Genomic DNA, 15786 nt, shown 5'->3' on the forward strand with positions numbered 1-15786 from the left:
CAACGAGATTTTTTAGATTATCTATGCTTTCTTTAGAACGGTATAGAAGCGATCCAGATCGAACGCCAGCTTCTGAAATTGTACAAAGCGACCTTCTCGTATATATTCTTTCCCATTGATAAACAACAATAAGGTAGGTGCTGAAAAGACTTGGTAAGCAGCTGTCACCTGCGGAATTTCTGCACCATCTACTTCTCCCAATACAATATCCGGATAGCTTTTTAGCAATTCTTTAAGCTTTGGCAGAACAGAATGACAGACCGAGCAATCAGGTTGCGATATGTATACAAATGCAAATTCATGCGTGTGGATAAATGCATCGATTTCTTCTATCTGATGTAATTTGACCATTGACTCAGCTCCCTTCTCCCAATTCCCCATTACTATAGCACAATCAGGTGGAAAAAGGCGATCTAGTTGCCTGACTGACTAAAAGCTCGCCTTGAGATATCAAAAGTTACAACTATCGCTCGCAGATAGTTGTGTCCTTTTCCTATCTATGTTACGTTTTCAGATAAGAAGAATCACAATACAAGTTACAGCCCAATCATCCCTTTAAATTATTATTGTTGACCTTCACACAGTGTGAAGGTTTATGATAAGGATGTCATTCGAATGATAAAAATAATATCGGAGTGAAACGATGTATAGAATTGGTCGATTTTCAAAGTTAGTGAATGTCTCCACTCGAATGTTGAGATATTATGATGAGCATGGGATCTTCAGTCCCTCTCATGTTGATCCGGATACTGGATACCGCATGTACAGTCCCCATCAAATCCCAGATCTGAACCAAATTATATTGCTGCGGGATTCAGGCTTCAAAGTAGAAGAAATCACTGATGCCTTAACCCGTATCAACGATGCTGAATTTCTGGAATCGCTTTTGAAGAAAAAAATGGAGCAATCTCTTACAGCTATTGAAAATGAACAGCAGAAAATCAAACAAATCAAAGAACAATTAAAGCTATTGAAGGAGGAACAACAAATGATCAAAGGAACAGAAATCGATTTTGTCGTAAAAAACAGCTTGAAGGCATTGGAACTGTATAAGGAGATATTTGAAATTGAGGTCGTAGAAGCAACTAATTATCCTGAAGGAAGCAACGAGGCTGTGTTTACTCTTTACAACACCAGATTCCACATGCTGGATGCAAATCCCGATTACGGACTCAAAGCACCTGATAAGGAGCACCCTAATACGATCTGGTTCAACATATCAGTGGAAGATATTGAAAAGACCTATCAAACCGCTCTTGAAAATGGCTGTACTGAAATTCAACCAATCACGGAAATGATGGACGGAGCCGTTCGCAACGCCCTGTTTGTCGATCCTTACGGGTATATGTGGATGCTGCATCAAATTTACGAGAATCTGAGCTTTGAAGAAAGAATTGCCATTCTTGAAGAAGACATGCACACATCTTAACATTTATTGCCTATTAAGAGCTAAAAGAGTGTAAAAACACCAGTGAAGGAATTGTAAGCAATCCTTTCACTGGTGTTTATTTATCCGTCAAATCGATTGATTGACTTCAAGCAATTCTTTTATTTCGCACGTTTCAGGTAAGTACCTTCTTGTGTGTTGATTTCAAGTTTTTCGCCGCTTTCGATGAAGTCAGGAACGTTTACAACTAATCCTGTTTCCATTGTTGCAGGCTTACCAGAACCAGTCACTGTGGCACCCTTGATAGAAGGCTGTGTTTCAGCAACAGTTAAGATCACTGTAGTCGGCAGCGTGATACCAATCACTTCTGAACCGTAAAACTGGATCTTCACTTCCATATTTTCCAAAAGGTACTTCAGCTCTTCTTCGATCGTATCTGTTGGGATTTCATATTGTTCATATGTTTCCATATCCATAAAAATTGCTACATCGTCTTGGCTGTAAAGGTATTGTGCCGGCTTTGTATCGATATGCGCCTTTTTTACTTTATCATCCGGACGCATTGTTGTTTCAGTCGTTGAGCCTGTACGCACGTCTTTCAGCTTCATACGCATAACTGTATTTCCTTTACCAGGTTTGTGGTGGCTGGCTTCTAATACTTTGATCAACTTACCGTCTTGTTCGAATGTCATACCTGATTTAAGATCACTGATTGCAATCATTGTCTAAATTCCTCTTTTCTAAAAAAATAATCTCCACTCATTGTAGCAAATTACAGACTGATACGCTAGAGAATATACAAATATATGCATTCCTGTTAAAAAAATGGGGTAATAATTTGTATTTCTCGTTTATATTAAAGGAAAAATTCGCTTTTTACACATAGAACTGCTTATTGAATGTACATCTGAATCCTACAATGGTCTTGACGTCCTATTTCTACTTCGCTCTTTTTGAGCAGCTTTGACCTTCTCCAACAAGCTATCGCCAGGGGCTTCATCGATCCAAGAAAATTTGCTGCGGTAATAATACAAACAGGTCACCAACGGCAGATCAACAGAAAAAAATCTCTTTATCAAAGGGCCATCTGCTCCTTCTACCTCCAACTCAGCATTTCCTTTAGCATCAAAGGTAATGTAGCCTAACGTCTCTCCCTCGCCTAAAATCAGCCAAACCGTGTTATTCATCCTCGGAATATACTCAACCAGCTGTTTTAATAATTGGGAAACCGTCATATCCTGAGGAAATTCCCTTGTCACTCGATGATCTGTTGCATCGTCGCCCATGCAGACACTATCTCGATCAAGTCGGACAGAGAATCGACTATTTTTTGAAATAATCGTCTGTTCATTTCTCTTTTTGAACCATTTCAGCATTTACAGAGTGCTCCTTTTTATGCAGCTGATTTCTCGTAACAGCAAGTGAACAAGTTCAGCTACTACATTTCTTTATTTATTCAATTCCCTTAACGCCAAGGCGAAATTCCCAACTGTTGCACTTCCATTTTCAGGAATCGCCGGATTAACAATATAATCCTCTAGCGGTGGAACCTCAACATACCCATTATTCAGTTCTGTAAAGATTGAGCGAACCTTGCTCATTAAGTGCTCCTGCTGCATCACACCACCACCGAAAATAATTTTTTCAGGGGCAAAATTTAATCTTGTATTCAGCGCCAGTTGTGCAATGTAATAGGCTTCTATGTCCCAGACATCGTGCTCCTCTGTCACCGTTTCCCCACGTAGACCTGTTCTCGCTTGAAGGCTGGGACCAGAGGCCGCTCCTTCCAGACAATCTGCACCATGATAAGGACAGACTCCTTCAAAATCAATATCATCAGGATGGCGCTTCACAAAGGTATGTCCCATTTCTAAATGAGTCAAGCCGCCGATAAACTCGCCATTTTGAATCACACCACCACCGATACCTGTCCCAACAGTAAAGTAGACACAGGAATTTGCATCTTTCGCTGCACCCATCGTGTATTCACCAAAAGCGCTGGCATTTACATCTGTTGTTAAATAAATCGGAAGATCAAAATACTTTTTCAATGCAGATAATATATCGAACCCACGCCATTCCAGCTTAGGAGTTGCAAGGATTTTTCCATAGTTTTCTGAATGCGGATCGATGTCCACCGGTCCAAAGGAGCCAATCGCTATTGCGGAAATATCGTATGCTGAGAAGAAATCAATCACTTTTTTCATCGTTTCCTCCGGATCTCCTGTGGGGAAAGACGTTTGTTCCTGAACCTTGAAATCCATGTCTCCAACGGCACAGACAAACTTGGTTCCTCCTGCTTCAATACTGCCTAGTAATATACTGCTCATTTCTTCATCCTCCGATTCTATCAGTTCTTAAAAGACTATACATTTATTTTAAGCTAAAAAAGTGATACTGTCTCGTGTTTTTTATATTTCGAATTTGAAAAAGTGCAGAAATTGGTTTTTCGTACTATACTTATGATAAGAAACAAAAAAGAACGGAGTGAACAACATGTCAGTCTATGATTTTGAAGCAACACTGGAAAACGGTGAAACCTACTCTTTAGATAAATACAAAGGTCAAGTAATGGTCATTGTCAACACAGCAACAAAATGCGGCCTTGCCCCACAGTTTGAGCAGTTGGAGCAATTGTATGAAGAGTATAAAGATAGAGGCTTGATCATTCTCGGCTTTCCTTCCAATCAGTTCAAGCAAGAAGTCAGCAGCAGCGAGGAAGCAGCAGAATCCTGCCGTATGACTTACGGAGTTTCTTTCCCTATGCATCAGATTTGTCATGTCAACGGAGCTGAAACCTTGCCGTTATTCAAGTATTTAAAGGATCAGACCAAAGGCGCACTAGGCAGCTCGATCAAGTGGAACTTCACAAAATTTCTAATCGACAAGGACGGTGAGGTAGCAAATCGCTACGCACCGCAAACCAATCCTCTGAAGATGGAAGAAGATATTGAAACGTTGATCAAAGAGTAATGGCACAGTCAAATGAAAAGTAAAAAAACAGTTTATCGTCATCAATTTTATTTGACGATAAACTGTTTTTCTATCCCTTTCTCTGTGTTTCTTTGCTATAATCATCCATAATAAGAAATTGGGGGGATTTCGCTTGAAGATACGACTGGCATTACTGAATGAAGCACCTATGATAAAAGCACTTGTCCACGAAACGATCAAACACATTTATCCACATTATTATCCTGAAGGTGCCGTTGATTTTTTTCTAGCACACCACAGTATAAAAACGATTGAAACAGACATTGAACAGGAACAGGTCTTCGTGATTGAAGAAGCTGCGATTCTTGGAACCGTTACCCTTAAAGGTATTGAAATCTGTCGACTATTTGTAGCACCTGACTGCCAAGGTCAAGGACATGGTCGCGCCCTATTGGACTTTTCCGAAAGAATGATCTCAAAAAACAGCGATGCTATCCGTTTAGATGCCTCACTTCCGTCTAAACGGATTTATCTGAATAGAGGCTATCATGAAGTTGCTTCACACTGTCTGGCAGCAAAAGATGGGGATTTCCTCTGCTATGATGTCATGGAAAAAACAATCGCCTTACATGATTAAAAAAACAGAGACCGAGACAAACGTGTTTAGCTATAAGCATCAGGTAGGTATTTTTCAGCATCTGCTCTGCTTACTTTGTAAGTAATCACAGTGATTCAACGCCATAAGCCGAAATGCACAAGTTTTTATGCACTCCGGCTTATTGCCGTAGGAGCTGCTTCTGACTTACCGTCTATTCTAATTTAAGGTATGAAAAAGAGCGGGAACAGATTATTGTCCCACTCACCGTTTCGTTTTTACAGTTTCAAGTATTCAATATCGTATTGATTGCGGCTGTTTCTTCTTCGGAAAAATGAAGATCATCCAAGGCCTTCAGGTTATCTTCAAAGTGATGCAGCTGAGTTGCCCCTACGACAACTGATGTGATTTCTTTTTGTGACAGCAGCCAAGCCAACGCCATTTGAGAAAGTGTCTGCCCTCTCTGTTTTGCCAACTGTCGAAGCTTCTCAAGACGTGCTTGTGTTCCTGCTCTTGCTGCTCCTGCCAACAACTGCTTATTGGTTCGATGAATCGGAAAATCATCAGGAATATGCTGACTAAATTTGTCGGTCAGCAAGCCTTCTGCTAGTGGTCCATAAGCAATGCCGCCAACACCAGAGTCTTTCAAAAGTTCTAATAGCCCGCTGTCTCTTGGTTCTCTATTTAACATATTATAAGACATCTGATGAATGACAAAAGGGGTGCGTCGTTCCTTAAATAAACGAATCATTTCCTCTGTCTCTGCCGTATTATAATTAGAAATCCCAATGTAGTAGGCCTTCCCTTGTCTAACAATCAAATCCAGTGCTTCTGCCGTTTCCTCAAAAGGGGTATTCGGATCAGGACGATGGGTATAAAATATATCGACATAATCCAGATTCATCCGTTTTAGGCTGTTATCTAAACTGGAAGTGATGTATTTCTTCGAACCCCATTCGCCATAAGGACCCGGTCCCATGAGGAAGCCCGCTTTCGTAGAAATAATCAGTTCATCTCTATATGCAGCTAAATCCTCCATCATGATTTTTCCAAATACCTTTTCTGAATCACCTGGTTTCAATCCATAATTATTTGCCAAATCAAAGTGAATCACCCCTTGATCAAAAGCTGATAAGACCAATTCTCTTGTTTTTTCATGCGTTGAAAGCGCATGTCCTCGCCATAATCCCAGAGAAACTGGCGGAAGCAATACACCTGACTTGCCGCTTCTTCGATAATCAACTGCATCGTATCGCTGCTCATTTGCTGTAAACATTGCTGCACCCTTTCCAAACATATTTTTATAGAACCATTATCTCCTGTTCCTACACCTTAAGCAACTAAGAAGACAGCTCCCAGCGATCATCCACTGAGAACTGTATTCGTCTTCTTTTCTCATATCTTATATTGATCAGCTATCAAACAGTCCACTCTTCTTCACTATGCTTCCGGAAAAAGCAGCTCTGACTGCTGTTTCATCTTTTCCGGAAAATAGGCATACAACAGATACCATTCGATCAGCCCTGGATAATAATCCAATGACAACAATGATTTAGCAAAAGACATTCCGGCGATCTCTCCCAACAGCGAAAAACTGCTTTGATGATGATAAGGTCCCAGCTTCCACAGCTCCACACGGTATTGATTCACAAACAGTTCTTCTGTCTGCTCCTGAATATAGTGAAACAGTTCATGGGCAATAACGATTTCCTTCCATCGATCAAATTGCATCTCTGTTAAGCCCTGTTCCTTGAAATAGCTATCCTTCTCTTTCAGCTTTTGATTAACGACGATTTGATTGGGAATCTCAAAGTAACCGATGGATGTGAAGCTTTCATGGATCGTATATTCTTTATATGTCACAGCCACGCCAAATATCTTTGCGATTTCACTAGGAAGCATTTCAGGAAAATCCTGTCGCAGCTGTGTTCCGAGCCTTTCTCCTTCAGCCTGCGCCAGTTGACAAAGGTTTTCCTGCTGCGCTTCTGTTAAGCGTCTGCCGATCCTATCTCGATTGAATGCTATTGTGATAAACTGCTGCTGGGATGCTTGTTTGAGTCGTTCTATATACGTCTTCATTACAGATTATTCCTTGCGCCGACTACGATTACTTCCTCTCTGCCGCCATGCTGCATTAATTCAGTGTCCATGACCATATGGAGTTGAGAAAGCTCAAGCATACCAGTATAGTCGACCACTTTCGCACCAATACAGAGATAGATGTCCGGAGCCAGCTTGATGTCACTTTTATAAACAGCCAGATCTTCCCAATACTTGTCAACAATATTGCGAATACCTCCTACTGTTGTTTTGACAGCTTCTCCATCGCCACGCTGAATTTTGATAAAGCCTTTTTTATCAATGATCCGTAATTCCTGCTGTTCATTTTTCATCGTACCGAAGCAGTAGAAGAATTCATTTTCTTCAACTAAATACACTTGCTCCTCAGTGACCTGCATTGATTTCGCCACCAATGTTTTTGCTTCTGCTTCATCCACTTGAGCGACCAGATCCGTTGTTTTCACTTCTGTCGATCCTGTCGCAATCGCCCGCACCTTATTGGTCTGCGCATCAATTTCCATCTGCACTTCAATTGTTTCAGGAGAAGCGCCTGATTTTGTCGCTGACTGGATTGCTTCATTTCGAATATCCTCTAAATCCTGTGCATTTGGATTCGGTATCACCCGTTCCACTACATCTCGAACCATCGCCAGAGCAACGCCAATAGAGGAAATGACCTCCGCATGCTGAGCAATATCATAGCCCAACCTCATTCGTTTCGCTGTATAAGGCAGTAGGGATGTTGCTCCACCGCCGCCGCCAACAAGTGATATCTGGCTGCGTTCTACCTTGTGCTTATCTGCAAGAAAATTGATGACCTTGATTACTACATCAGAAGCTTTGTCCATGATTTGTGTTGCCGTTTCCTCTACAGATAGATTCAGTTCATCTGCTAATGCCTTTACCGCTTTATAGCTGGCTTCATAGTTCCCAAATGAATAGTCACCTTCTTTTACCAGCTTCAATGCGTTGGCCGCACAGGTCACAGTGATGGCAAAGCGTTTCCCATCCGCCCCTTCAATCGCAATATAGTCAGATGGATCATTTTCTAACGGCTGAATACGAACCACCTTAGGATCAATGATTTCTTCCGGCTTAGAAAAAGCGGCATAAGGTAATTTGGCAATATGGGCGGAGCGAGGTCCTACAGCAACAACATTATGACTATCTGCCCGCACCATGCTTCCACCAGCAACACCTGAAACGTGTACATCCAATGAACTGATCAAGGTTTTATGCCCGCCGACGACTGAATAATCGATCATAGGACGCCCATTTTTAATGACGCCAATATCTGTACTCGTGCCGCCAACCTCAAAGAAAATTGCATTTGATGCCTTAAGATACATCAATGCACCGACAGTCGAAGCCGCTGGGCCTGACAGCATCGTAAGCACCGGACGTTTACGCATTTCATTAATGTCCATTACACCGCCATCGCCACGCATGATCATCAAGGGCACCTTGATGCCAGCTTGACGAACGCTGTTTTCAGTACTGTCTGCTGTTTCAAACATTTTCGGCAGGATCGATGCATTGATCACCGCTGTTCGTGTTCTTTTGGACAGTCCATACATTTTACTGATATCACTCGCCTGAGAAACTTCGATATTCATGCTCTTGCCAATATCAGCAACTGCCTCTTCCTCTCGCTTATTGTCTACACCAAAGGCTTTAGAAGCTACGATCACTTCTGCTCCTTCACCTACCAGCTCTTCGATCGTTCGTTTTGCTATACTCTGGTCAAATTTTTTCAACGGAATATATTTGTTGTGTGTCACGATTTTTCTTTTTCCGGTTTCATCTAAAATAATGTCTTTAATCACAGATTGTCTTTTTGCTAAAAAACTGCTGCCCATACCGATGACACCAGTAACTGCCACGTCTCCCTCCAATAGGGCATTCGTTGCCTGTGTCGTACTATGAGCGATAAACATGACTTCTTCCGGTGCAATATCATTGTCATTCAAACATTTCTCAAATGCATGAACCACTCCGGCAGAAACTCCGAGTGCATCATCATGTGTTGTCTTCACTGAGCCGATTCCCAAAATTTCAAATGTATCGTTATCGATGGCAACAGCCTTTGTATGGGTACCGCCAACGTCTATTCCTACTCGAACTGCTCTGTTCATCCTTCTTCCTCCTCATTCTAGTTGGTCCATTCATGTTCTACCTTTATTTAGTCAAATCTACTTGTACACAGCTATCCGCTGCTTTTCAAGCGGCAACTACCAGTTATATCAGCACCTTATTTCTGATATCAGCCAAACATGAAGTAACAGATCATGACATTGATTGCCCCTGCCAGCCAGCCCCATGGAACACCGGTCATCATGAATTCTTTGGCACCTACCTTAGAGTAGTTTAACGCCCACAGGTTCCATGATTGTGTCGGACAGGTAGACAGGTTCATTGAAATCGTTGGAATATACATCAGCGGAAAAAGTAATGCTACTGGGAAAACACCCATGCCCATCAGAATCCCAACTGTCGCACTTCCTGCACCAAATATTGTCAATGGTCCGCGGAACAAGCCGAATGGAATCAAAATGGCAAAGACAATCGCCAATACCAGTGTGCTTGTCGGAATGAAATCACCAATAACCGCTTGGAAGAATGGAGCCGCAATTCCTGAAGCCTTGTTGAACATCGGTAAAATGAACAGGAAGCCTAAAAGTGAAGCGACATCGACGACTCCTTCATAAAATGTTCGTGTGATCAATCGTGTACCATCTTTATAATTCGGCAGCTTACCGCAGACAGCTAGAGCGTAAAGCGAAGCCACTATGAACGCCGGAATCGGCTGCCAGCCGAAGAAGATTGCCAGTACCACGGGAATCACTGGTGTGATCAATGCAAAAATCGGTACATCCTTTGGCTCTTCAATATCCGCAGCAGCTGCTGCCCAGTTATAGGTACGTTTTTTTCTCAATCCGAAAACCAGCATCAAGATGACCATCAATAACTGAACACCTAAAGCCGTAAAACCAAAGCGTAAATAGTTCCAGTCATACTGATACTCTGTAAAAATCCCCTGCATTTGCTTGAATAACACAATATTTACATACATTCCGCTGCCGACACTCATTAGATATGAGGTCACTGCCAGCGGTTTCGGTACGCCCAGAGACATTAGAATCGGCAGAACAATAATACCGATCGCAACAACAGCTCCCGCTCCAAAGGTTGAAGTAAAAATCAACGTAGTCACTACACAGAGCAGAATTGTCGTAAACAGCGGATTTTCTCCACTGAGTTCAACTGTTTTTTTGATTAGACTGGACGCAATTTCTGTTTCGATCAAAATTCGACCAAACCAGCTTCCGAAAATCACGATAACTGCGGTAGCTCCCCAGCTTTCCGGTCCCCCTTGAAAAACATCGACCATGGCTTGATCCCAGGTCAACTGACCGCCAATAATACTGAAAAATACCCAAATAATTGCCATTACAAAAAATCCAACCATCAAGTTTCCGCCCTTAGCAGCAAAACGAATCAATAGAAAATAGGTAATCAATAAGATAACGCCGATAATAAAGTCCATTTTTTTCGCTCCTTTATTCCATATTTGAATGTTGCTTTTTCGCATCCTCATTACTTACATGGTCTCTTTTACTGATCATCAGACAAACATAATCAAGTGTGATATGCAGTGTCTGATCGAACAAACTGCTCAGCAGCTGGATCGACTGGATACCACTCCCTGTCTTAGTCGCTCCAGGGATGATCAACAGATTTTCTGCTGACTGAGCCAACGGAGATGCTGGTTCACTGGTGATTCCAATGATCTCTATCCCTTTTCGTTGTGCATTCTCTACTAGCTGAACAATATTTCCTGTCGTTCCTGAGCCTGAGCTAGCGATCAGAAGATCCCCTGATTGAATGGAAGGTGTAATAGTCTCTCCGATCACATACACCTGATAGCCAAGATGCATCAGCCTCATAGCAAAGCCTTTTCCTTGTAAGCCGCTGCGCCCCTCGCCAAGAATGAAGATGCGCTTATTTTTTTGGATACTTTGAATGACAGTTACCAACTGCTCTTCCTCTACTTGACTGATCACTTCTTGTATCTCGTCTAAAATCTGTGTCATTTCCCTCATGCTTTTATCACCTCGATTATTCGTTTCAGTGCTTCTTTCGGCTCATCAGATTTAGTTACAGCACCGCCAATGATGCCGATTTCTAATGGTGTACTCTTCAATTCCTTCAGGGATTCCTCCGTCAATCCGCCAGCTAATGCCAGTCGCCGGATTTCAGGGAATTTTTTGATAAAGTGTTGAACTTCCTTCACTACATCATGCTCGCCGCCTGCATCACTGGAAAAATGCAGGGAATAAATGGCATGTGGATAGTGGCTGACTTGAGCAATTTTCTCATCTGAACATTCCAGCAGATCGATCAGCATTTCCTTTTCGTACTGCTGTGTTACCTCATAACAGCTATCCAAAGTCGCTACTGCGCTTGCCCCCATCACGGTCAGAATATCTGCACCAGCTTCAAAATATTGGCGAAATTCATACGCACCCTCATCGATCGTTTTAATATCTGCCAGTAATTTTGCTGAGCCTTTATAGGGAAGCAATTCATGGACACAAGCTAATCCATAATCCTTCGTCAAAGATGTCCCAATTTCTATAATGTCTGCGTCATTTAGTTCCTCCGTCAATTCCTTCGCTCGCTCCAGTGTTACTCGATCAATTGCTACTTGAATGTTCATTCCATACCTCCATTAGTTTTATAGCTGTCAATAAATGCCGTCAATTTTTCTTGTGTAGGAAGATTTTCATTATCACTGATATGGCTTACCTGAATGGCCCCTATAGCATTAGCTCGCGTCAAGATTTCCTCCATCGATAGTTTTTCCAATAAGCCGGTAATTACCCCCACCGCAAAGCCATCACCTGCTCCAACTGTATCTATTACCTGCTCCAGCTTGAAGCCGTACATATTTTGTTCGAACACACCGCCATCCTCTAGAAGACATTTAGCATAAGCACCATTCGAGCCAGCTTTGATGATTACCCCCTTCGCTCCCTTCTCTAAGTAAAAATCAGCAATTTCTTCTTTTTCAGCATAGCCAGTCAAAATAAAGCCTTCGCCAATACCAGGAAGCACATAATCCGCATAGGAAGCGATTTCATTTATACGCTCAACCATTAGTTTTTGACTTTCCCATAAGGTTGGTCGCAGATTTGGGTCAAAGGTAATCAATGCTCCTTGTTCTTTTGCTTTGACAATCAATGCTTTGATCAGTTCATAGGTCATATCATTCAATGCCATAAAAATACCCGTTACATGAAAAATATCTGCATCGGAGAAATCAATTTTTTCCAGAAGCTCTTTACCTAAATGTGACGCAGCAGACCCTTTTCTGAAATAAACGACTTCCGGATCATTTTTTTCTACTTTATTTTTTAGCTGGAAGCCCGTCGGAAAATCAGCCGTTGTTTGAATAAAGGAAGTACCTATCCCCTCCTGTTCCAAATATTCTTGGATGTATTCACCAAAAGGATCTTTTCCCAGCTGCGTGATATATTCCACCTCATGCCCCAAGCGAACTGCCCCTACCGAGACGTTGACTTCCGCTCCGGCTGTAAACATCTGAAAGTCCCGTACATCTTTTAATTTTCCGGAGGTTTTTGCGACGAACATTGCCATCGGCTCTCCGATCATCACGATCTTTCCCATTCAATTTTCCTCCTCTATGACTCGTTTGATTTCATTTGCTATCTCAGATAATTTCATCGGATACTCCAGAACGATAATTTCCTGACCTTTGATAAATAACGGCCACTCAGCAATCCCTTCATCTAAAAGAACGGATTTGCTCTCTTCATCCATATTCTTTAGATGGATAACATCAATTGTCTCCTGTAACTGTCGATACGCTGCTTCCGGAGATTCCCCCATTACTAGCCAATTGCCAACATCAAAGGTATAGCCGATTGGCAGTTTTGCCTCAGAGATATTGGTCAGTGCCTGCTTTGTTGCCTCAAAGGTTCCGTTTTCCGCTGTTTGATCGTTTTCAATCGTCACTCGAATCCCAGCTTCAGCAATCAGCTCCTTTATCCTTTTTCCATCCACTGACAAGATACTAGCAACATCCCCTGTATTTACCTTCATTGATTCCCCATTAAAAAGCTGAAGCTCTTTTACCCACACATCAAAAGCGGGATTGATTCCTTGTGTTAAGAATAAGGATTCCGGTACAGAGTACATCATCGTCCAGTTATTTTCTTTTGCCAGTTCAGCAATTTCGATTAATTCCTTTTTCCTTTCTTTTGGAAGCTCCGAAAGCATCTCTCGTCTGATCTCTATCCCATCGATTGGAAGCTGCAATTCAGCTAGTTGTCTAATAAACTCTTTTTGAGTAAGTGTGTTTTCTTTTACAATTGTATTGATGAAAATCTTCGCCATTTGTTGTCCTCCGTTTCTTTTTGGAAACCGGTTTCCAAAAACTGTAAAAAGAAGCTCTTATAAAGAACCTCTAATATGTAATTGTGATGGAATCTCGATTTGCTCCTCAATCTGCTCGCCGGAAATGATTTCATACAGTATCTCAGCAGAACGTTTCCCAATCTTGAAGGGATCTTGATGGATCGTCGTGATTCCCGGTGTGATCAGCTCTGCCCAGAACCAATCATCATAACCGCAAACACCGCATTCCTTCGGAAAACGAATATTTGCTTGTTGTAATGCTGCAATCACTTCATACAAGGCATTCCCGTTTGCAGCGAAGAACGCTGTTTTTTTATCTAACGAGTGCCCTTGCAGATAGTTTGCTACCTGCTGCTCATTTTTACGTATTTCAACAATTTCTATTTCCATGCCATGTTCCATCGCTTTGTGCTTCATTGCCTCATATCTTTCAAGACGAACACTAAGATTATCCAACGGTTCAGTCACATGGACGATTTTTTCATAGCCCTTTTCAGCTATCAGCTCACCTAACTGTTTTGTAATGCCATAGTTATTTGAACGAACCGTCGTCCATTTGAAGGTATTTAGTGATCGATCCAACAGCACAACTGGGATTCCCGCTTCTGATAAAATAGAGAAGCTTTCCAGTTGAGTCGCCACCGGCTGCAGCAAAATTCCTTCCACATTCTGATCCAACAGCTGAACCAAGGCGCGCTGTTCTTCCTCCGGCGAGTTATCGGTACTCATGATAATCATCTGGTAGCCCTTTTCTAAGCAAACCTCCTGTACAGCTTTGATAAGGTAAGAGGAATATAAGTTTTCTATATCGGCAACAATGATACCGATTAATGAGCTTCGTTTTGATTTCAGCTGTTGCGCCTGCTTGCTTGGTCGATAATCAAGCTCTGCAATTACCTGCTCCACTTTCTTTTTTGTCTTTTCAGACATATGATTGTATTTTCCATTCAGATATCTGGATATTGTCGCCTTCGAAACACCTGCTCTTGCGGCAACATCTGAAATCGTAATATTTTCTTTCACTTTCATCTACTCCTTGGGTACCGGTTTCCTTAATTCAATAGTAAGCGTTTTCTTTTATAAAAGCAACTGCTTTTTTGGAAAAAGTGATTAAATAACTGATACTTTTGGAAATCGGTTTCTCTCAAAATCTTTGCTAAATTTACTATAAAATAGAGGAAAATCGTTTAAGCTCTGAGTTTTTCATTGATAAGCCTCTCTACCTGTTTATTTACTATTAAGAAAATAAAAAAACAGCCTCCCATCATTGAAAGAACTGTTTCAACGATAGGAAAACTGACAATATATCACAGAAAATTATCTCTATACTCGCCGATAATTGGGGTCATACTTATCTGTTTCAATATAGATATAAAGCTTTTTATCGGGAAGTGCCTGCCGAATCTCCCGCTCAATAGCGTTTACAACATCATAGGCGACATCTTCATAGACATCCTCCACATCGATTTTTGCAGCAACAAGAATTTCAGAGGGGCTAAGGTGAACGGTTTTAACATCTATTAGTCGATCGACTTCATCACGAATAAACGCTTGCTTGATTTTGGTTAAATCACCGGCGGTTACACTTTCTCCAATAATCAAACTGTAGAATTCCTTTGCCAGAAAAACTGCTGCAAACATCAATAATAAACCAATCAACAAACCACTAATCGCATCAAACATCGCAATCCCTGTAACCATCGTTGCAACTGTTCCTAAAAGTGCAATTAGCAAACCAATCACAGCACAGAAATCCTCTGTAAAAATAATCAAAATCTCACTATGACGACTTTCACGTAGAAATCTCATCACAGATAGCTTTTCTGTATTCAGTACCCTGATTTCCTTCATTGCAATGCGCAACGAGCTGCCCTCAACAATCATACCAAAAATTAATATACCAATAACCAGCCAGGGATTCTCAACATCATGGGATGGATGAAGCAGCTTTTCAATAGCTTCCATGACACCTAGCGCACCACCACCAAAGAACAGCATAGTAGCCACGATTGTACTAAAGAAATACTTTGCTCGTCCTTCACCAAATTGATGAAGCTCGCTTTGTCCGCGTCCGGCACGCTTGTTACCAAATAATAGTAAGATTTGATTGCTGCAATCCACCACACTATGGATACTTTCATTAAGCATTGCCGCACTTCCACTCAATGCATAGCCGATAAATTTACTGATGGCCACCAGAATATTGGCACCTAATGCAGCAAATACGGCAAACATACCATTTGATTGATTCTCTGTCATGACCTGATTCCTCCACTCTCTTCAAAGGAATTATAGCACCGTAAAAACTTTTTGAGAAAGTATACACTCCTGCAGGACTTACTTTTCATTTCTTTCTGCCTAGAAAAAT

17 protein-coding genes and 1 pseudogene are annotated in these 15786 nt (G+C 41.6%); 4 read left to right on the forward strand and 14 right to left on the reverse strand.

Annotation, left to right across the window (positions count from 1 at the left end):
* Positions 1–21: 21 nt before the first annotated feature.
* A complete protein-coding gene (locus tag I6N96_RS07040; protein WP_209556858.1) occupies positions 22–351 on the reverse strand; it encodes a thioredoxin family protein in 330 nt (109 codons plus the stop codon).
* Between the two features lie 292 nt (positions 352–643).
* On the opposite strand from I6N96_RS07040, the pseudogene I6N96_RS19880 reads away from it, so the two are divergent.
* Positions 644–841, forward strand: a pseudogene (locus tag I6N96_RS19880) (MerR family transcriptional regulator); the annotation flags it as partial.
* Positions 842–988: 147 nt separating this feature from the next.
* Complete coding sequence (locus I6N96_RS19725; RefSeq protein WP_245186890.1) at positions 989–1429, forward strand: VOC family protein; 441 nt, start codon at positions 989–991, stop codon at positions 1427–1429.
* Positions 1430–1548: 119 nt separating this feature from the next.
* On the opposite strand, the gene efp is transcribed toward I6N96_RS19725, so the two are convergent.
* The 3 genes from efp to scrK all read right to left on the reverse strand — a co-directional run bounded on the left by efp (position 1549) and on the right by scrK (position 3717).
* A complete protein-coding gene (efp, locus tag I6N96_RS07050) occupies positions 1549–2109 on the reverse strand; it encodes an elongation factor P (protein ID WP_209556860.1) in 561 nt (186 codons plus the stop codon).
* Positions 2110–2301: 192 nt separating this feature from the next.
* A complete protein-coding gene (locus I6N96_RS07055) occupies positions 2302–2763 on the reverse strand; it encodes a hypothetical protein (RefSeq protein ID WP_209556861.1) in 462 nt (153 codons plus the stop codon).
* Positions 2764–2835: 72 nt separating this feature from the next.
* Complete coding sequence (gene scrK / locus I6N96_RS07060) at positions 2836–3717, reverse strand: fructokinase ScrK (RefSeq protein WP_209556862.1); 882 nt, start codon at positions 3715–3717, stop codon at positions 2836–2838.
* A gap of 166 nt (positions 3718–3883) precedes the next feature.
* On the opposite strand from scrK, the gene I6N96_RS07065 reads away from it, so the two are divergent.
* Together I6N96_RS07065 and I6N96_RS07070 are read left to right on the forward strand one after the other, a co-directional pair.
* The gene (locus I6N96_RS07065; RefSeq protein ID WP_209556863.1) at positions 3884–4360 is read left to right on the forward strand and encodes a glutathione peroxidase; all 477 of its coding nucleotides are present in this window, start codon (positions 3884–3886) and stop codon (positions 4358–4360) included.
* A gap of 133 nt (positions 4361–4493) precedes the next feature.
* Complete coding sequence (locus tag I6N96_RS07070) at positions 4494–4958, forward strand: GNAT family N-acetyltransferase (protein ID WP_209556864.1); 465 nt, start codon at positions 4494–4496, stop codon at positions 4956–4958.
* A 244-nt stretch (positions 4959–5202) separates the two neighbouring features.
* Here the strand turns inward: I6N96_RS07070 and I6N96_RS07075 are convergent, their stop codons facing one another.
* From I6N96_RS07075 to I6N96_RS07120, 10 genes are all read right to left on the reverse strand, one after another.
* Entirely contained in the window at positions 5203–6192 is a 990-nt protein-coding gene (locus I6N96_RS07075) for an aldo/keto reductase (RefSeq protein ID WP_209556865.1), read from the reverse strand.
* 164 nt (positions 6193–6356) lie between these two features.
* The gene (locus I6N96_RS07080; RefSeq protein WP_209556866.1) at positions 6357–6995 is read right to left on the reverse strand and encodes a hypothetical protein; all 639 of its coding nucleotides are present in this window, start codon (positions 6993–6995) and stop codon (positions 6357–6359) included.
* On the reverse strand, positions 6995–9112 hold the full coding sequence (locus tag I6N96_RS07085; RefSeq protein WP_209556867.1) for a hydantoinase/oxoprolinase family protein: 2118 nt from the start codon (positions 9110–9112) through the stop codon (positions 6995–6997). The genes I6N96_RS07080 and I6N96_RS07085 overlap by 1 nt, the downstream gene beginning before the upstream one ends.
* 128 nt (positions 9113–9240) lie before the next feature.
* The gene (locus I6N96_RS07090) at positions 9241–10524 is read right to left on the reverse strand and encodes a gluconate:proton symporter (protein ID WP_209556868.1); all 1284 of its coding nucleotides are present in this window, start codon (positions 10522–10524) and stop codon (positions 9241–9243) included.
* Between the two features lie 13 nt (positions 10525–10537).
* A complete protein-coding gene (gene hxlB / locus I6N96_RS07095) occupies positions 10538–11080 on the reverse strand; it encodes a 6-phospho-3-hexuloisomerase (protein ID WP_209556869.1) in 543 nt (180 codons plus the stop codon).
* Positions 11077–11697 (reverse strand): orotidine 5'-phosphate decarboxylase / HUMPS family protein, encoded by a 621-nt coding sequence (locus I6N96_RS07100; RefSeq protein ID WP_209556870.1) that lies wholly within the window; start codon positions 11695–11697, stop codon positions 11077–11079. Before I6N96_RS07100 ends, hxlB begins: the two co-directional genes overlap by 4 nt.
* Positions 11694–12668, reverse strand: coding sequence for a sugar kinase (locus I6N96_RS07105; protein ID WP_209556871.1), 975 nt, complete (start codon positions 12666–12668; stop codon positions 11694–11696). The genes I6N96_RS07100 and I6N96_RS07105 overlap by 4 nt, the downstream gene beginning before the upstream one ends.
* Positions 12669–13397, reverse strand: a complete 729-nt coding sequence (locus I6N96_RS07110; RefSeq protein WP_209556872.1) for a sugar phosphate isomerase/epimerase family protein — start codon at positions 13395–13397, stop codon at positions 12669–12671.
* A gap of 57 nt (positions 13398–13454) precedes the next feature.
* On the reverse strand, positions 13455–14441 hold the full coding sequence (locus I6N96_RS07115) for a LacI family DNA-binding transcriptional regulator (RefSeq protein ID WP_209556873.1): 987 nt from the start codon (positions 14439–14441) through the stop codon (positions 13455–13457).
* Between the two features lie 300 nt (positions 14442–14741).
* The gene (locus I6N96_RS07120) at positions 14742–15677 is read right to left on the reverse strand and encodes a cation diffusion facilitator family transporter (RefSeq protein WP_209556874.1); all 936 of its coding nucleotides are present in this window, start codon (positions 15675–15677) and stop codon (positions 14742–14744) included.
* Between the last annotated feature and the right edge of the window lie 109 nt (positions 15678–15786).

It is taken from the genome of Enterococcus larvae, from assembly GCF_017830045.1.
In the GTDB taxonomy this organism is placed as follows: domain Bacteria; phylum Bacillota; class Bacilli; order Lactobacillales; family Enterococcaceae; genus Enterococcus_L; species Enterococcus_L larvae.